The following is a 16,872-nucleotide window of genomic DNA, read 5'->3' as shown; positions in this document are numbered from 1 at the left end:
TCTGGCCCGTCTGGTTCGAATCGTCGTCGATGGCCTGCTTGCCGAGGATCACCAGCGAAGGCTGCTCCTTGTCGACCAGCGCCTTCAGCAGCTTGGCGACAGCCAGCGGCTGCAGGTCTTCATTCGATTCGATCAGGATCGCGCGATCCGCGCCGATCGCCAGCGCCGTGCGCAGCGTTTCCTGGCACTGCGTGACGCCTGCCGACACCGCGATCACTTCCGTCGCGACACCCGCTTCCTTCAGGCGCACGGCCTCTTCGACGGCAATTTCGTCGAACGGATTCATCGACATCTTCACATTGGCAATGTCGACGCCCGTGTTGTCCGACTTCACGCGGACCTTCACGTTGTAGTCAACCACTCTCTTGACTGGCACCAGGATTTTCATGCACACGCTCCAAAGTTACGAATACGTCAACCCGACGGACATTATAGCGATAGCCTCCGCTGGAGCCGCCCGGGATTGCTTGATATCGAGGATATCGCTCCCCGATGGCGATGACGGCAATGTCGAACGGTCGTGCTATTCTAGACCGAAAAAAGCCCAGAGACCAAGTCCGGGTTCTTACCGATACGCCCGCATGGCGGGGCCAGATGAGACGCACGACGCGGCACCATCACCCTATGCTCCTACACGCCTCCAATACGCAGCGACGCGGCCGCTCCCGCGCCACTGCGCCGCACCGATCACCAGGACGCGATCACCGCGCCGCCAAACTTGCTATCGATGAACTGCTTCACTTCCGGCGAGTGATACGCCGCGATCAGCTTCGCCACCCACGGCTTGTTGCGGTCCGACTCGCGAATCGCAACGATGTTCACGTACGGCCCTTTCGGGTCCTCGATCGCAATTGCGTCCTGCTTCGGCTTCAGACCCGCTTCCATCGCGAAGTTCGTATTGATCGCGGCCGCGTCGACATCGCCGAGCGAGCGCGGAATCTGCGCCGCGTCGAGTTCGACGATCTTCAGCTTCTTCGGGTTCTCGGCGATGTCGAGCGGCGTCGCCTTCAGGCCCGCATCCGCGCGCAGCTTGATCAAGCCCTGCTTTTGCAGCAGAAGCAGCGCGCGTCCACCGTTGGTCGGATCGTTCGGCACGGCGATCTTCGCGCCCGCCGGCAGTTCGGCAAGCGATTTCACCTTCTTCGAATAGATGCCCATCGGGAAGGTCACGGTATCAACGATCTTGATCAGCTTGTAGCCTCGGTCCTTTACCTGCGCCTGCAGATACGGCTCGTGCTGGTAGCTGTTCGCGTCGAGATCGCCGCCGGCGAGCGCCGCGTTCGGCTGCACGTAGTCCGAGAACTCGATCACCTTGATGTTCAGGCCGTTCTTCGTGGCGACCGTCTTCACGACGTCCATCAGTTGCGCGTGCGGACCGCCCGTCACGCCGACCTTGATCGATTCGTCGGCGAATGCGAGCGACGATGCGCCGAACAGCGACACGGCGCCCAATGTAGCCGCGAGCTTGAGAATGAAACGACGTTGCATGTGAGCAGACCTTTATTTTGTAAGCGTGTTTATTTGTGGCTCAAACGACGCACGAGCCAATCCCCGAACGACTGCACCAGTTGCACGAAGACGATCAGGATCACGACGACCGTCACCATCACTTCCGGCAGAAAACGCTGGTACCCATAGCGGATGCCGAGATCGCCCAACCCGCCGCCGCCGATCGCGCCCGCCATCGCCGAATAGCCGACCAGCGACACGAACGTGATCGTCAGTCCCGCGACGATGCCCGGCAGCGACTCCGGCAGCAGCACCTTGAACACGATCTGCGATGTCGTCGCGCCCATCGCCTGCGCCGCTTCGATCAGGCCGCGATCGACTTCGCGCAGCGCCGTCTCGACGAGCCGCGCGATGAACGGCGCAGCGGCGATAGTCAGCGGCACGACGGCTGCCGCCGTGCCGATCGACGAGCCGACGACGAGGCGCGTGAAAGGAATCACAGCAACGAGAAGAATGATGAACGGCGTCGAGCGCACGGCATTGACGACCACGCCCATCACGCGATTGACGCCGAGGTTCTGCAGCACGCCCTGACGGTCGGTCAGATAGAGCAGCACGCCGAGCGGCAGGCCGACGGCCGCGCCGATCAGCCCGGAAATGCCGACCATGATCAGCGTCTCCCAGAACGACTGCACGAACATATCGAACATTTCACTCAACATACGACAACTCCTCCACCACCACGCCCTGTTCGCGCAGAAACGCCAGCGCCTGCGCCACCTTCGACGGCTCGCCGCCCGCGAGCACCGCGAGCGAGCCGAACGCCTGCCCCTGGATCTCGTCGATCTGGCCGTGCAGGATGTTGAAGTCCAGTTCGTAGCGGCGAATCGTCTCCGAAAGAATCGGCTGATCGACGCCCGAACCCGTAAACGCGAGCCGCAGCAGATGGCCGCTGCCCGTCTTCAGACGCTCGGCGACGCGCACCTTAAGCGCGGGCGGCAGTTCCTGCGCGATCACGTCGCCGATCAGCGCGCGCGTGACTTCGTGATGCGGTTGCAGGAACACGTCGATGACCTTGCCCTCTTCGACCACGCGTCCGTTATCCAGCACGGCGACGCGGTCGCACACCTGCTTGATCACTTCCATCTGGTGCGTGATCAGCACGACGGTCAGCTTCAGCTCGCGGTTGATGCGCTTGAGCAGATCGAGAATCGCGCGCGTCGTTTCGGGATCGAGAGCGGATGTCGCTTCGTCGGAGAGCAGCACTTTCGGCTTGCTCGCGAGCGCGCGCGCAATGCCCACGCGCTGCTTCTGCCCGCCGCTGATCTGCGACGGATAGCGGTCCTTCTGCGCCGACAGCCCGACGAGTTCGAGCAGCGGCAGCACGTGTGCCTCGATCTCCGCGCGCTTCATGCCGGCCAGTTCGAGCGGCAGCGCGACATTGCCGAACACCGTGCGCGACGACAGCAGATTGAAGTGCTGGAAGATCATGCCGATCTCTCGGCGGGCTTCGCGCAGTTGCGCAGCGGGCATCGTCGTGAGGTCGCGGCCGTCGACGACGACATTGCCTTCCGTCGGGCGCGTCAGCAGATTGATCGTACGGACCAGCGTGCTCTTGCCCGCGCCACTGCGTCCGATGATGCCGAAGACCTCACCGTGGGGAATCGACAGATTGACGTTGTGCAGCGCTTCGACCCAGCCCCGTGGCCCCGGAAAACGCTGCGAAAGATTGCGTAGTTCGATCATGAAAAACGAAACGGCGGACTTTGCCAGCAAGCGTCGCACGCTCCAGGCACCGGCCGCCGTGACTTTTATTGGGATTTGAGCCGGCGATTTTACCGCAGACATGTCATATCCTTTAATAATCAATTCAGAGACTTTCATAACTGACCGGAATTAGAGGGCTACCCGGTTCGATTGGCCGCAACGGGCACGATGCGCGCCGCTATGATCGGGCGCACCACTACAACAATCGGAAAATGCCCATGGAGACGACCCAGGCCGCTGCGACTCCCGCGATGCCCCATCCCGAACGGTCTCGCGCCGTCGCGTCCGACGGCGTCGAACTGCCCGTCTACCGATGGCGCGCGGCGGGGATACGATGCGCGACGATCGCCCTTCTCCACGGGCTCGCGGAGCACGCCGGACGTTATGCGGCGCTTGCCCAGGCGCTCAACGCGAACGGCATCGAACTGGTCGCGGTCGATCTGCGCGGGCACGGCCATGCGCCCGGCCCGCGCACATGGATCGGGCGCTTCGACGAATATCTGCTGGATGCCGACGCGCTCGTCACGGTGGCCGCGTGCAACGACGGGCCGCTGTTCCTGATGGGCCACAGCATGGGCGGCGCGATCGCCGCCTTGCACGCGATCGAAAAGCACGCCAGCCACGCACGGCCGCTGAGTGGTCTGATCCTGTCGAGCCCCGCGCTCGCTCCCGGCCACGACGTGCCACGCTGGATGCTCGCGTTGAGCCAGAAGATCAGCCGCGTATGGCCGCGCTTCCCGGCGATGAAGATTGAAGCGGCGTTGTTATCGCGCGATCGCGGTGTGGTTGAAGCGAACCGGAACGATCCGCTCGTGCATCATGGCGCGATCCCCGCGCGCACGGGCGCCGAACTGTTGCTCGCGATGCAGCGCATCGAGCACGGCCGCGCGGGCCTGCGCATGCCGCTGCTGATCTGGCATGGCACGGCGGACAAGCTCACCGAGCCCGACGGCAGCCGCGACTTCGGCGCGCACGCCGGCTCGCCGGACAAAACGCTGACGCTTTACGAAGGCAGCTATCACGAGACGATGAACGACCTCGATCGCGAGCGTGTGATCGATGCGCTCGTCAACTGGATATTGAAGCGTTCGGAGTGAAGCGGACGGGCGCGCGGCCTAGCGACCGGACGTGTGCTTCCAGTCGGGCGGCCGCTTGTCGATGAACGCCTGCACGCCTTCGAGCGCCGAGTCGTCCATCATGTTGCAGGCCATCGTCTGCCCAGCCAGTTGATACGCCGCCTCGATGCCCATTTCGAGCTGCCGGTAGAACAGGCTCTTGCCTGCTTCGACGGCTTCGCGCGGTTTCGCGCAAATGCTCTTCGCGAGCGCGGCCACCTCGATATCGAGGATGTCGAGCGGCACCACGCGATTCACGAGACCTTGCTGCTTCGCCGCCATTGCATCGATGAAATCGCCCGTCAGCAGCATTTCGAGCGCGGCCTTGCGCGATACGTTGCGCGACAGCGGCACCGATGGCGTCGAGCAGAAGAGTCCGAGATTGACGCCCGACACGGCGAAGCGCGCGATGTCGGCGGCCACGGCGAGATCGCACATCGCCACCAGCTGACAGCCCGCCGCCGTCGCGATACCGTGCACGCGCGCGATCACCGGCTGCGGCATGCGCTGGATCGCGAGCATCACTTTCGAGCAGCGCGCGAAGAGCGCCTGGTAATAGTCGAGCGACGGCGCGGCGCGCATTTCCTTCAGATCGTGCCCGGCGCAGAACGCGCGGCCCGCGCCCGCGATCACCACGACGCGCGCATCGCTCTTCGCGATGTCGGCGAGTTGCGTGTGCAGTTCGTCGAGCAGCGCTTCCGACAGCGCATTGAACGCGTCCGGCCGGTTCAGCGTGAGACGCACGACGCCGCGCACGTCGTAGGCATCGCGCGTAACGTCGATCAGCGGGCCCGTTGCATCGCTATTCATGATGAGCTTTCCTCCCGTGCGCCGCGCTTGCGTTCAGATGCCCGCGAGCGTGCGCACATGCGCGACGACGCTGCGTCCGAGCGCCGACAGGTTGTAGCCGCCTTCCAGACAGCTGACGATGCGCCCTTGCGCGTACTTATCCGCGACATGGCGAATCTGCTCGGTGATCCACACGTAGTCGTCCTCGACGAGCCCCATGTTGCCGAGATCGTCCTCGCGATGCGCGTCGAAGCCCGCCGACACGAACAGCATCTGCGGCTTGAACGCATTGAGACGCGGCAGCCAGATCATGTCGATCGCCTCGCGCACGACCATCCCCTTCGAGCGCGCCGCGATCGGCACGTTGCACATGTTCGGCGCCTGGTTGTCGGCGCCCGTGAACGGATAGAACGGATGCTGGAAGATGCTGCACATCAGCACGCGCGAATCGTTCGAAAACGCGGCCTCCGTGCCATTGCCGTGGTGCACGTCGAAATCGATGATCGCGACGCGCTCGAGGCCATGCACTTCGAGCGCGTGCCGTGCGGCGATCGCGACGTTGTTGAAGAAGCAGAAGCCCATCGCGCGCGCCGGCTCCGCGTGATGACCGGGCGGACGCACGCTGCAAAACGCGTTGTCGTAACGGCCTTCGATGACGGCGTCGGTGGCCGCGACAGCTGCGCCCGCCGCGCGCAACGCGGCCGTCCACGTATGCGGATTCATCGACGTGTCGGGGTCGATCTCCGCATAGCCGGTGCCCGGCGAGCGCTCGCGAATGTAGTCGACATGCGCTTTCGTATGCACGCGCAGCAGCGCGGATTCGTCGGCAAGCGGTGCGGACTCGCGTTCGATCAGCTCGCCGATGCGGCTCGCGATCAGTTGGTCTTCGATTGCCTGCAGGCGCGCGGGGCATTCGGGATGCCATTGCCCCATCTCATGCTGCAGACAGTCTGCGTGTGTATAGAAGCCGGTTGCCATGAGTCGATTTCGGGCGGCGCACCGCGCGAGGCGTGCGAGGGGCGCTGCGTGTCTCCGTCCATGAGCGCAATGGGTTGCGCGAATACTACGAAGTTACCACACGATGCGCCAGGACCGCGCTGGCGCAACGCTTCTACACAGATTGGCGAACCTCGTCGGGTATACTCCCCCGTAACTTTTTTTGCCCGCACACACCCCACTTCACTATGACCGTCAAGCTTGCTCTGTCCGCTCAACATCGGCTACGCGCAACGACTGTAGCCGCCGCACTGACCGTCGCGTGGTGCGTGTTCGCGGGAGCCGGCCCGGCCTCGGCGCAGACCGTCAAAACCAGGCCGCGCGCGCTGCTCGCGCAAAGCCAGCCGGAACAGCCGACGCAAGGACAGACGTTCGAAGAAGAGATCGTTCCGCAGCGCTATGCGAACAACGGCAATGTCGATGCATTCATCAACGACATGGTCGCGCGCTACGACTTCGATCCCACCGCATTGCATGCGCTCTTCGCGCGCGTGAACTATTCGGCGACGGCCGTGAAGCTCGTGACGCCATCGCCGACGCCGTCGATCAAGAACTGGCGTGTTTATCAGGCGCGCTTTCTCGACCCGGTGCGCATCAACGCGGGCGTGAAATTCTGGCGCGCGAATCAGGCGACGCTGCAGCGCGCGTATGAGCAGTACGGCGTGCCGCCGGAAGTGATCGTCGGCATCATCGGCGTCGAGACGATCTATGGGCGCTACATGGGCAACTTCCGCGTGCTCGACGCGCTCACCACGCTCACGTTCGATTACCCGGGCACGCCCAATCGCGCGGAACGCCAGGCGACGTTCCGCAAGAATCTCGAAGACTATCTGGTGTGGACGCGCGACGCGCAGATCGATCCGACGACGGTGCTCGGCTCATACACGGGCGCGATCGGCATTCCGCAATTCCTGCCGAGCAGCATCGTCCAGTACGCGGTCGACTACGAAGGCAACAAGAAGATCGATCTGCGCACGAGCCAGGCCGATGCGATCGGCAGCGTCGCGAACTATCTAAGGCAGAATGGCTGGGAAACGGGCAGGCCCGTCGTGTGGAACATCGCGACGGATACAGGCAGCCTCGGGATCGCGCAGGCAGCCGCGACGGGCGCGCCGGAACCGCGCTGGTCGCTACAGCAACTGCTGAAGGCGGGCATGCTGATGAACCAGCCGGGCCTCGACATGCGCACGGAAGCGGGTACGCCCGTCACCGTGGTCGATCTGCCGTCGCCGGGCCGCGCGACGGAATACGTGCTGGGTCTGAAGAACTTCTATGTGCTCACGCGCTACAACCGCAGCTTCTTCTATGCGCTCGCCGTCTATGAACTCGGCGAACGCGTGAAGGCGCAACTGGATGCGACCTCAGCGGGCAATGCATCGGTGCCTTCCGCTTCGCAGTAATCGACTGTCGATGTGACTCATGAAAAACGCCGGCGCTTGCCGGCGTTTTTGCTTTCTGCTCCGACTTGCCGCAGCCGGCAAGCGACGATTACGCGGGGAACACGCCCGTCGACAGATAGCGGTCGCCGCGATCGCACACGATGAAAACGATCGTCGCGTTCTCGACCTGGCGCGCGATACGTAGCGCCACTTCGCACGCGCCCGCCGACGAGATGCCGCAGAACACGCCTTCGACGGCCGCCATCCGGCGCGCCATCGCTTCCGATGCCGACTGGCTCACGTTCTCGACGCGATCGACGCGACTGCGGTCGAAAATCTTCGGCAGATAAGCCTCGGGCCATTTGCGGATGCCCGGAATGCGCGAGCCCTCTTCCGGCTGCGCGCCGATGATCTCGATCGACGGGTTCTGTTCCTTCAGATACTGCGACACGCCCATGATCGTGCCCGTCGTGCCCATCGCCGACACGAAATGGGTGATGCGTCCTTCCGTGTCGCGCCAGATTTCGGGGCCCGTCGCTTCGTAGTGCGCGAGCGGATTGTCGGGGTTGCCGAACTGGTCGAGGATGATGCCCTTGCCCTCGCGCTGCATCTGCTCGGCGAGATCGCGCGCGTATTCCATGCCGCCCTTCACTGGCGTCAGCAGGATTTCGGCGCCGTATGCCGCCATGCTCTGACGCCGCTCCAGCGACAGGTCTTCCGGCATGATCAGGATCATCTGGTAGCCGCGGATCGCCGCCGCCATTGCGAGCGCGATGCCCGTGTTGCCGCTCGTCGCTTCGATCAGCGTGTCGCCCGGCTTGATGCGCCCGCGCAGTTCCGCTTTCTTGATCATCGAAAGCGCGGGGCGGTCTTTCACCGATCCCGCCGGGTTGTTGCCTTCGAGCTTGCCCAGCACAACGTTGTTGCGGCTGCGGATGTCGTCGTCCACCAAACGGACGAGCTGGATGAGAGGCGTGTTGCCGATCGTGTCTTCAATCGTTTTGTAAGCCATGTCGTTGTGTGCTGTGACGATGCGCGGAGTCTGGAATCCGTCGATTCTAAACCAGCATCCGAATGGCCGCCCGCAGCCCCTAACGGCCGCATGGATGCCGCAGGTTCCTGTCCCGCCGTATGTGGCCGCGATCAGGCCGCGACGTGGCTACATACAGGCGCACGCATTTGCCGAGGCATTCGCCGCTCTTTCGACGGCGAACGTAGCGCGCCAGTCCCCGCGACGGTCGGTCGCGCAAACGCAAAAAGCCGCGGCAGGCTGGATCTGCCGCGGAAGCCAGTCATTTGCATGACGGCTGAAGGGAGCGGTTGCCACAACTCCGGCCAGAAGGAAGATGGCACAGGGGGCGCCCGTCGCGCGCGAGTGTTGCCGCGTGTCAGGCGCTCAGTTCATGCGGCTATTTCTTGACCACCACGGCGGCGTCATTCTTCGTAGCGGGCGCGGCCTTCGCGTGAGCCGCCGGAGCCTGTGCGCCAGCAGCAGCGACAGTCGCCGCACCAGCGCCCGATGTGCCGACAGCGAGGCCCTCGGCCTGCAGACGCTCGACGGTATGGCCGCCGAAACCCTTGACGCGCTTGCTGAGATCCGCCGCATCCTTGAACGGGCCATGGGCCGCGCGTTCGTCGAGGATGGCTTTCGCCTTCGCGGGGCCGATGCCCTTGATGCCGCGCAGCCCGGCTTCGTTAGCGGAGTTGACGTCGACCGTAGCGAACGCCTGGCCGAAAGCGGCAAGCATGGCCGCCGTGACGATGACTTTTTTGAACATTTGGAATCTCCCTGAAACACCGGCCGGTGACGATCACCGATCGGGAGACTCCAGTGTAGAGAGGCGTACGAACGATTTACACCTGGCCGAATAGCCAACGCACGTAGCGATCGACGCCTTCCTGCACCGTCAGGAACGGCGCGTCGTAGCCCGCCTCGCGCAGCTTCGTCTGATCGGCCTGCGTGAAGCACTGGTACTTGCCGCGCAGCGCATCGGGGAACGGGATGTACTCGATCAGCCCGCGCTGCACCAGCTCGGCGAGCGACAGTGCCGGCTCGCCGTCGAGCACGCGCAGCGTGTTGACGACCGTCGACGCGATATCGTTGAACGGCTGCGCGCGGCCGCTGCCCAGATTGAAGATGCCCGACTTCTCCGGGTGATCGAAGAAATGCAGATTGACCTTCGCCACGTCTTCGACGGAAACGAAATCGCGCGTCTGCTCGCCCGCTGCGTAGCCGTTGTACTCGCCGAACAGCTTCACTTTGCCTTCGGCGCGGAACTGGTTGAAGTTGTGGAACGCGACGGACGCCATGCGCCCCTTGTGCGCCTCGCGCGGCCCGTACACGTTGAAGTAGCGGAAGCCGACGATCTGGCTCTTCGCAGTGGGCAGCACGCGGCGGATCACCTGGTCGAACAGGAATTTCGAATAGCCGTACACGTTGAGGGGCGCTTCGAACTCGCGCTCCTCGACGAAGCGCGACGAGCCGCCATACGTCGCCGCCGACGACGCATACAGAAATTGCACGCCCTGCGCGAGACACGCATCGAGCACCGCGCGGCTATAGCGGAAGTTGTTGTCCATCATGTAGCGGCCGTCGGTTTCCATCGTGTCCGAGCAGGCGCCTTCGTGGAAAATCGCGCGCACCTTGCCGAAGTCGCCGCGCGCAAAACGCTCGACGAATTCCGTCTTGTCGATGTAATCGACGATTTCGCAGTCGACGAGATTCTTGAACTTGTCGGCGCGCGTCAGGTTGTCGACGGCGATGATGCTGTCTTCGCCGCGTTCGTTGAGCGCCTTGACGATATTGCTGCCGACAAATCCAGCCGCGCCGGTGACGATGAGGGTCATGGTCGTCCTGATGAGATGAGAGTCAACGGATGCGGAGATCAACCGCGCGCCGCGCCGCGTGAGCCGGCGCGCGGCGACGTCAATGAAAGAGTTCGTCGTAGTCGACGGTGGCCGTGCCGAGCTTGGCGACCACGATGCCCGCCGCGCGATTCGCGAGCGTGACGGCTTCGTCGAGCGGCAGGCCTGCGCCGATCATCACCGCGAGCGTCGCGATCACGGTATCGCCCGCGCCCGACACATCATACACTTCGCGGGCTACAGCCGATGCGTGCAGAATGCCTTCGTCGGAGAAGAGCGTCATGCCTTCTTCGGAGCGCGTGAGCAGCAGCGCGTTCAGGTCGAGTTCGGCGCGCAGCTTCGTCACGCGCGCGAGCAGATCGGCTTCCGACTTCCACTGCCCGACCACCTCGCGCAGCTCCGCGCGGTTCGGTGTGATCAGCGTCGCACCACGATAGCGCTCCCAGTCGTCGCCCTTCGGATCGACCAGCACCGGCTTGCCGGCCGCGCGCGCCTTCTCGATCATCTTCGTGACGTGCGTGAGGCCACCCTTCGCGTAGTCCGACATCAGGATCACGTCGTGCGTCGGCAGCAGCGCGTCGTAGCGCGCAAGGCCCGCAAGCAGCGCTTCGTGCGCCGGCGCCCTTTCGAAGTCGACGCGCAGAAGCTGCTGCTGACGCGACAGCACGCGCAGCTTGATCGTCGTCGGCAGCTCGGGGTCGCGCTCCAGATGCGGTGCGACGCCGCTATCGCCGAGCAGTTGCACGACGCGCTCGCCCGGCTCGTCATGGCCGACGACGCACAGCAGGCCAGCCTGCGCGCCGAGCGCCGCAGCGTTGCGCGCGACGTTCGCGGCACCGCCCAGACGGTCTTCCTGCTTCTGCACGAGCACCACGGGAACGGGCGCTTCCGGCGAAATGCGATTGACGTCGCCGAACCAGTAACGGTCCAGCATCACATCGCCGACAACCAGCACGCGCGCCGCCGCGAGGCGCTCACGCGCGACGATGCCCACCTCGGGTGCGAGCGCCGCGCCTTCAGGTACGGTCGGAGTCGGATGTAGATTCAGCGGGTCGTGCATAGGGACGTCCAATCGAGTGATAGTCGATGCCGAGTTCGGCCATCGCGTCAGGTTCATACAGATTGCGGCCGTCGAAGATCAACGGCGTCTTCAGTTCGGCCTTCATATGCACGAAGTCCGGGCTCTTGAATTCCTTCCATTCCGTGACGATGACGAGGGCATCGGCGCCCGCCAGCGTCTCGTCCTGCGTGCTCGTGAAGTGCAGGCGCGCCTGCTGGTCGGGCACGCCGGCGAGATCGAGCGCAAACACGCGCTTTGCTTCCGCCGTCGCGACCGGGTCGTACGCGCGCACCGTCGCGCCGCGCGCGAGCAGCTGCGCGATCACGCGGCGGCTCGGCGCCTCGCGCATGTCGTCGGTATTCGGCTTGAACGATAGGCCCCATACCGCGAACGTGCGGCCGCTCAGATCGTCGCCGAGCGCGTCCGTGATCTTGCGCACGAGCACTTCCTTCTGCTCGTGGTTCACCTCTTCGACGGCTTCCAGAATGCGCAGATTGTGCCCCATCTCGTTCCCGGTGCGGATCAGCGCCTGCACGTCCTTCGGGAAGCATGAGCCGCCGTAGCCGACGCCCGCATACAGGAAGTGATAGCCGATGCGCGGGTCCGAGCCGATGCCGCGGCGCACGGCCTCAATGTCCGCGCCGACCGTGTCGGCCAGATTCGCCATCTCGTTCATGAACGAGATGCGCGTGGCGAGCATCGCGTTGGCCGCGTACTTCGTGAATTCGGCGGAGCGCACGTCCATGTAAAGCGTGCGGTCGTGATTGCGGTTGAACGGCGCGTAGAGGCGGCGCATCTTCTCGCGTGCCTTGTCGCCGTCGGCATCGTTGTCGATGCCGACCACGATGCGGTCAGGCCGCATGAAGTCGTCGACGGCCGCGCCCTCTTTCAGGAATTCCGGGTTCGATACGATCGAGAAGCGGTGCTGCGGGCTGCCCGCGAGGCCGCGCTTGTGCAACTCTTCCTCGATCACGGCACGCACGCGCTGCGCAGTGCCGACAGGCACCGTCGACTTGTCGACGATCACCTTGAAGCTGTTCATCGTGCGACCGATAGTGCGCGCCGCTTCGAGCACGTATTGCAGATCGGCGGAACCGTCCTCGTCAGGCGGCGTGCCCACCGCGATGAACTGGACCTCGCCGTGCGCGACGCTCGCCTCGACATCGGTCGAAAAGGTGATGCGTCCCGCCGCGCGCGAACGCGCGATGATCTCTTGCAGACCCGGCTCGTGAATCGGCATGCCGCCGTTATTCAGGATTTCGATCTTGCGTGGGTCCACGTCCAGACAGAAAACGTCGTTGCCGACCTCGGCAAGACATGCGCCCGTGACAAGACCTACGTAACCCGTGCCGATAATGGTGATTTTCATACGCTTTCCGGTAGGTGATGCCGGTTCAAAGTTCGAAACTTCAGTGCTGCGCGATGGCTCCGCTATCCGCGCTCACGCGCTCGCGGCGCGTGTCAGCTCGACGCCGTGATCGGCTCGACGCGGCGCGGCGCATAGGTTTCCCAACCGCTGCAGCCCGGACACTGCCAATAGAACAGCCGCGCCCGGAAGCCGCAATTCTGGCACGTGTACCGTGGCAGATTCTTGGTCCGCTGACGGATCAGCGTGCGCATCAGTTCCAGTTCGCTGCGGCGCGGCTCTTCGGCCACCGCCTGTTGCGCTTCGAGCAGGCGCGTCATGCCCGCCAGATTCGGCGACTTCTGCATCTGCGTGCGCGCGAGCGCATGCGCGGCCTCGGGGCCCCGCAACGCCGATACGTATTGGTACGCGACGTCGAGCAGATCGTTCGACGGATAGCCGTCGACCCACGTCGTCAGCAGATCGGCGCCCTCTTCCTGCCGTCCGAGCGCTTCGTAGGCCTTCATCACCTTTTCGGCGACGAGCGGCAGATACGCGGAATTCTGCTCCTCGACGCGCCGCCACTGGACGATCGCCTTGTCGTGATGACCGGCGGCGGCGTCAACGTCGCCGAACAGGATCGTCGCGCGCACGTTCTGCGGATGCGCCTTCAACGCGAGATCCAGTTGACGCCGCGCTTCGTCGGGCTTCTTCTGCTGCAGCGCTTCCTGCGCGAGCTCGCAGCGGAAATGGCCGATTTCCTTGTCGAGCGACTCGGCGCCCATCGATTCGAGCCGGCGCGCCGTGTCGATCGACTTGTTCCAGTCCTTCTCGATCTGATAGATGGTCAACAGCGCACGTTGCGCGCCTAGCGCATAGTCGCCCGACTGCAGCGCCTTGAACGTCTCTTCCGCGCGATCCAGCAAACCGGCCTTCAGGAAGTCCTGGCCCAGTTCGTACAACGCATGATCGCGCTCGGTGACGGGCAAATCGGCCCGGTTCAACAGGTTCTGATGCACGCGGATCGCGCGGTCGGTTTCGCCGCGGCGGCGGAACAGATTGCCCAGCGCGAAGTGCAATTCGATCGTTTCCGGGTCGAGCTTGACGACTTCGATGAACGCGTCGATCGCCTGGTCCGGCTGTTCGTTCAACAGAAAGTTGAGTCCGCGAAAATAGGAACGCGGCAAATTGGCGCTTTCGGAAAGCAACGCCTTGAGGTCATAACGCGCGGCCACCCAACCGAACGCGAACGCGACGGGTATGACGAGCAGCCACCAGAGGTCTAGATCCATGCGAATGTGCGGGAGTGCGAAAGAGGCCGCGCGGTGCACGCGGCGTGTAAGGGCTAGATGAGCGGCGGCATCGGCGGTTCTTCGACGGCAACGGGCGTTTCGCGCGCCACGCGCAGTTCACGCTTGAGGCGGCCGTTTTCCATCCGCAAGCGGAACATCGCCGGCAATGACGACACCAGCCCGGCCAGCAGGCCCACCACGAAGAACGCCAGTCCGATCAGGATCAAAGGCGCCTGCCACGAATATCCGGCGAGGAAATTCAGCGTAGCGCTCTGCGTATTGGACAGTGCAAGCACCAGCAGCAGCACGAACACCAGCACGCGAATCAGCCAGACGATAAATTTCATGTAGTGATCTCTTGACGGCAGTTGCGGGAGGACGCCGGCCAGATGACGCGTCGCGCCACGGTAGATGCCCGCGCCGAAGTGACCCGTATTGTAAATGAACGCCATGACGACTGGCACAGGCGTGCGGATCGTGATGCCTCGCTGTCGTTTAGGGAATGGATACGACGCACGTTCCAGACCCGGTGCCCGTCAGAATCGACGGGCGAAAAAAAAGCGCCCAAAGGCGCTTTTTCTGGTCAATGCCGACGGGTGTGGCCACCGGCGAACTTCAACCCGAACTGCATACTTGCATGGAGCCGGCTCAAAGATCGTCGTCCGGCGCTTCGTCTTTCAGAGGCTCGCCCGCGCGACGATCGACGCGCTCACGCAACTCTTTGCCAGGCTTGAAGTGCGGCACGTGCTTCTCGGGCACCAACACTTTTTCGCCCGACTTCGGGTTGCGCCCGACGCGGGATGGACGACGGTTGAGGCCGAAGCTGCCGAAGCCGCGAATTTCGATGCGATGGCCGTTGGCCAGAGCGTCCGACATCGCATCGAGCATCGTCTTCACCGCGAAATCCGCATCCTTGAGAACAAGCTGCGGAAATCGCGTAGCCAGCTGGGCGACCAATTCCGATTTGGTCATACTGCAGCAGACCCCTTAAGGCTTACTGGTTCTGGCCGTCGAGCTTGGCCTTCAGCAGCGCGCCGAGGTTCGTCGTGCCGCTTGCTGCCGAGCTGCTGTCAGCCTGCAGGCCCCGCATCGCTTCCTGCTGCTCAGCCGAGTCCTTCGCCTTGATCGACAGGTTGATGCCGCGCGACTTGCGGTCGATGTTGATGATCATCGCATTGACCTTGTCGCCTTCCTTCAGCACGTTGCGAGCGTCTTCCACGCGGTCTTGCGCGATTTCCGAAGCACGCAGGTAGCCTTCGACGTCAGCCGTCAGCTGAACCACAGCACCCTTCGCGTCAATTGACTTGACCGTGCCGTCGACGATCGAACCCTTGTCGTTCATTGCAACGAAGTTGCTGAACGGGTCGCCTTCGAGCTGCTTGATGCCCAGCGAAATACGTTCCTTCTCGACGTCGATGCCGAGAACGATGGCTTCCACTTCGTCGCCCTTCTTGTACTTGCGAACAGCTTCTTCGCCCGTTTCGCTCCACGACAGGTCCGACAGGTGAACCAGACCGTCGATGCCGCCAGGCAGACCGATGAACACGCCGAAGTCGGTGATCGACTTGATGGCGCCCTGGATCTTGTCGCCCTTCTTGAAGTTGCGGCTGAAGTCATCCCACGGATTCGGCTTGCACTGCTTCATGCCGAGGCTGATACGGCGGCGGTCTTCGTCGATTTCGAGAACCATGACTTCGACTTCGTCGCCCAGCTGGACAACCTTCGACGGCGCAACGTTCTTGTTGGTCCAGTCCATTTCCGACACGTGGACGAGGCCTTCGATGCCCGATTCGACTTCAACGAACGCACCGTAGTCGGTGATGTTCGTGACCTTGCCGAATAGACGCGTGCCCGACGGGTAGCGGCGCGAGATGCCTTCCCACGGATCGTCGCCCAATTGCTTGATGCCGAGCGAAACGCGGTTCTTTTCCTGGTCGAACTTGAGGATCTTCGCGGTGACTTCCTGGCCAACCGACAGCACTTCGCTCGGGTGACGAACGCGGCGCCATGCGATGTCCGTGATGTGCAGCAGGCCGTCGATACCACCGAGGTCCACGAACGCGCCGTAATCGGTGATGTTCTTGACCACGCCTTCGACGATCGCGCCTTCCTTCAGCGTCTCGAGCAGCTTTGCGCGCTCTTCGCCTTGCGTCGCCTCGATGACGGCGCGGCGCGACAGCACGACGTTGTTGCGCTTGCGGTCCAGCTTGATGACGCGGAATTCCAGCGTCTTGCCTTCGTACGGCGTCGTATCCTTGACAGGGCGCGTGTCGACCAGCGAGCCCGGCAGGAACGCGCGGATGCCGTTGACCATGACGGTCATACCGCCCTTGACCTTGCCCGTGATCGTGCCCGTCACGAGCTCGTTGTTGTCGAGGGCCTTTTCCAGCGACAGCCACGAAGCCAGACGCTTCGCCTTGTCGCGCGACAGGATCGTGTCGCCATAGCCGTTTTCCAGCGCGTCGATCGCGACGGAAACGAAGTCGCCCGCCTGCACTTCTACCTCGCCCGCGTCATTCAGGAACTCTTCGAGCGGGATGTAGGCTTCGGACTTGAGACCAGCGTTCACAACCACGAAGTTGTGGTCGACGCGCACGACTTCGGCGGAGATGACTTCGCCAGCGCGCATGTCCTGCTTGGTCAGCGACTCTTCGAACAGAGCCGCAAAAGATTCGGTATTCGGGGTAGAGGTTTGCAGGTCGGACATAAAAATCTGAATTTGCATGGTTTTCGCAGCGTCAGGTGAACCACCATGGTTCAGCACTACGGCAGAGGAGCGAAAGCCATACGGGGTTAAGGGTTAAACAATCGCTTC

The 16,872-nt window shown here is 63.4% G+C and carries 17 protein-coding genes; 2 read left to right on the top strand and 15 right to left on the bottom strand.

Features of this window, described 5'->3' with window-relative positions; all coding sequences use genetic code 11:
* From GCT13_RS20020 to GCT13_RS20005, 4 genes are all read right to left on the bottom strand, one after another.
* A partial coding sequence (locus tag GCT13_RS20020) for an electron transfer flavoprotein subunit beta/FixA family protein (RefSeq protein ID WP_193727702.1) occupies positions 1 to 388 on the bottom strand: 388 nt, incomplete at its 3' end.
* Between the two features lie 299 nt (positions 389 to 687).
* The gene (locus GCT13_RS20015) at positions 688 to 1,488 is read right to left on the bottom strand and encodes a MetQ/NlpA family ABC transporter substrate-binding protein (protein WP_152760834.1); all 801 of its coding nucleotides are present in this window, start codon (positions 1,486 to 1,488) and stop codon (positions 688 to 690) included.
* Between the two features lie 29 nt (positions 1,489 to 1,517).
* A complete protein-coding gene (locus tag GCT13_RS20010; protein ID WP_087738091.1) occupies positions 1,518 to 2,171 on the bottom strand; it encodes a methionine ABC transporter permease in 654 nt (217 codons plus the stop codon).
* Positions 2,161 to 3,195, bottom strand: a complete 1,035-nt coding sequence (locus GCT13_RS20005; RefSeq protein ID WP_152760850.1) for a methionine ABC transporter ATP-binding protein — start codon at positions 3,193 to 3,195, stop codon at positions 2,161 to 2,163. Before GCT13_RS20005 ends, GCT13_RS20010 begins: the two co-directional genes overlap by 11 nt.
* A 272-nt stretch (positions 3,196 to 3,467) precedes the next feature.
* On the opposite strand from GCT13_RS20005, the gene GCT13_RS20000 reads away from it, so the two are divergent.
* A complete protein-coding gene (locus tag GCT13_RS20000; protein ID WP_227746925.1) occupies positions 3,468 to 4,313 on the top strand; it encodes an alpha/beta hydrolase in 846 nt (281 codons plus the stop codon).
* Between the two features lie 18 nt (positions 4,314 to 4,331).
* Here the strand turns inward: GCT13_RS20000 and GCT13_RS19995 are convergent, their stop codons facing one another.
* A complete protein-coding gene (locus GCT13_RS19995) occupies positions 4,332 to 5,141 on the bottom strand; it encodes an enoyl-CoA hydratase (RefSeq protein WP_152760830.1) in 810 nt (269 codons plus the stop codon).
* 33 nt (positions 5,142 to 5,174) lie between these two features.
* Entirely contained in the window at positions 5,175 to 6,098 is a 924-nt protein-coding gene (locus GCT13_RS19990) for a histone deacetylase family protein (protein ID WP_152760828.1), read from the bottom strand.
* Between the two features lie 206 nt (positions 6,099 to 6,304).
* Here GCT13_RS19990 and mltB point away from each other — a divergent pair, with 206 nt between their 5' ends.
* A complete protein-coding gene (gene mltB / locus GCT13_RS19985; RefSeq protein ID WP_152760826.1) occupies positions 6,305 to 7,516 on the top strand; it encodes a lytic murein transglycosylase B in 1,212 nt (403 codons plus the stop codon).
* Positions 7,517 to 7,604: 88 nt separating this feature from the next.
* Here the strand turns inward: mltB and cysM are convergent, their stop codons facing one another.
* From cysM to rpsA, 9 genes are all read right to left on the bottom strand, one after another.
* Positions 7,605 to 8,507, bottom strand: coding sequence for a cysteine synthase CysM (cysM, locus tag GCT13_RS19980; RefSeq protein ID WP_152760824.1), 903 nt, complete (start codon positions 8,505 to 8,507; stop codon positions 7,605 to 7,607).
* A 397-nt stretch (positions 8,508 to 8,904) separates the two neighbouring features.
* A complete protein-coding gene (locus tag GCT13_RS19975) occupies positions 8,905 to 9,273 on the bottom strand; it encodes a ComEA family DNA-binding protein (RefSeq protein ID WP_152760822.1) in 369 nt (122 codons plus the stop codon).
* 76 nt (positions 9,274 to 9,349) lie between these two features.
* Positions 9,350 to 10,342, bottom strand: a complete 993-nt coding sequence (gene rfaD / locus GCT13_RS19970) for an ADP-glyceromanno-heptose 6-epimerase (protein ID WP_152760820.1) — start codon at positions 10,340 to 10,342, stop codon at positions 9,350 to 9,352.
* A gap of 79 nt (positions 10,343 to 10,421) precedes the next feature.
* Positions 10,422 to 11,420, bottom strand: coding sequence for a D-glycero-beta-D-manno-heptose-7-phosphate kinase (gene rfaE1, locus GCT13_RS19965; protein ID WP_090867960.1), 999 nt, complete (start codon positions 11,418 to 11,420; stop codon positions 10,422 to 10,424).
* On the bottom strand, positions 11,377 to 12,789 hold the full coding sequence (locus tag GCT13_RS19960; RefSeq protein ID WP_152760818.1) for a UDP-glucose dehydrogenase family protein: 1,413 nt from the start codon (positions 12,787 to 12,789) through the stop codon (positions 11,377 to 11,379). The genes rfaE1 and GCT13_RS19960 overlap by 44 nt, the downstream gene beginning before the upstream one ends.
* A 92-nt stretch (positions 12,790 to 12,881) precedes the next feature.
* Positions 12,882 to 14,057, bottom strand: a complete 1,176-nt coding sequence (lapB, locus tag GCT13_RS19955; protein ID WP_152760816.1) for a lipopolysaccharide assembly protein LapB — start codon at positions 14,055 to 14,057, stop codon at positions 12,882 to 12,884.
* A gap of 53 nt (positions 14,058 to 14,110) precedes the next feature.
* Entirely contained in the window at positions 14,111 to 14,404 is a 294-nt protein-coding gene (locus GCT13_RS19950) for a LapA family protein (protein ID WP_087738089.1), read from the bottom strand.
* 301 nt (positions 14,405 to 14,705) lie between these two features.
* Entirely contained in the window at positions 14,706 to 15,029 is a 324-nt protein-coding gene (locus GCT13_RS19945) for an integration host factor subunit beta (protein WP_087738063.1), read from the bottom strand.
* 22 nt (positions 15,030 to 15,051) lie between these two features.
* A complete protein-coding gene (gene rpsA / locus GCT13_RS19940; protein ID WP_090867952.1) occupies positions 15,052 to 16,782 on the bottom strand; it encodes a 30S ribosomal protein S1 in 1,731 nt (576 codons plus the stop codon).
* Positions 16,783 to 16,872 lie beyond the last annotated feature (90 nt).

Origin of the sequence: Paraburkholderia franconis (assembly GCF_009362735.1) — a bacterium.
Lineage (GTDB): Bacteria > Pseudomonadota > Gammaproteobacteria > Burkholderiales > Burkholderiaceae > Paraburkholderia > Paraburkholderia franconis.
Note: the sequence above shows the minus strand (reverse complement) of the source record. Positions and strands in the feature narration are given on the sequence as shown.

Coding starts and splice junctions, on each gene's coding strand:
- mltB (WP_152760826.1), top strand. CDS start 6,305: ATGACCGTCAAGCTTGCTCTGTCCGCTCAACATCGGCTACGCGCAACG.
- GCT13_RS19950 (WP_087738089.1), bottom strand. CDS start 14,404: ATGAAATTTATCGTCTGGCTGATTCGCGTGCTGGTGTTCGTGCTGCTG.
- rfaE1 (WP_090867960.1), bottom strand. CDS start 11,420: ATGCACGACCCGCTGAATCTACATCCGACTCCGACCGTACCTGAAGGC.
- GCT13_RS20010 (WP_087738091.1), bottom strand. CDS start 2,171: ATGTTGAGTGAAATGTTCGATATGTTCGTGCAGTCGTTCTGGGAGACG.
- GCT13_RS19960 (WP_152760818.1), bottom strand. CDS start 12,789: ATGAAAATCACCATTATCGGCACGGGTTACGTAGGTCTTGTCACGGGC.
- GCT13_RS20015 (WP_152760834.1), bottom strand. CDS start 1,488: ATGCAACGTCGTTTCATTCTCAAGCTCGCGGCTACATTGGGCGCCGTG.
- GCT13_RS20005 (WP_152760850.1), bottom strand. CDS start 3,195: ATGATCGAACTACGCAATCTTTCGCAGCGTTTTCCGGGGCCACGGGGC.
- GCT13_RS19945 (WP_087738063.1), bottom strand. CDS start 15,029: ATGACCAAATCGGAATTGGTCGCCCAGCTGGCTACGCGATTTCCGCAG.
- lapB (WP_152760816.1), bottom strand. CDS start 14,057: ATGGATCTAGACCTCTGGTGGCTGCTCGTCATACCCGTCGCGTTCGCG.
- GCT13_RS20000 (WP_227746925.1), top strand. CDS start 3,468: ATGCCCCATCCCGAACGGTCTCGCGCCGTCGCGTCCGACGGCGTCGAA.
- rfaD (WP_152760820.1), bottom strand. CDS start 10,342: ATGACCCTCATCGTCACCGGCGCGGCTGGATTTGTCGGCAGCAATATC.
- GCT13_RS19990 (WP_152760828.1), bottom strand. CDS start 6,098: ATGGCAACCGGCTTCTATACACACGCAGACTGTCTGCAGCATGAGATG.
- cysM (WP_152760824.1), bottom strand. CDS start 8,507: ATGGCTTACAAAACGATTGAAGACACGATCGGCAACACGCCTCTCATC.
- rpsA (WP_090867952.1), bottom strand. CDS start 16,782: ATGCAAATTCAGATTTTTATGTCCGACCTGCAAACCTCTACCCCGAAT.
- GCT13_RS19995 (WP_152760830.1), bottom strand. CDS start 5,141: ATGAATAGCGATGCAACGGGCCCGCTGATCGACGTTACGCGCGATGCC.
- GCT13_RS19975 (WP_152760822.1), bottom strand. CDS start 9,273: ATGTTCAAAAAAGTCATCGTCACGGCGGCCATGCTTGCCGCTTTCGGC.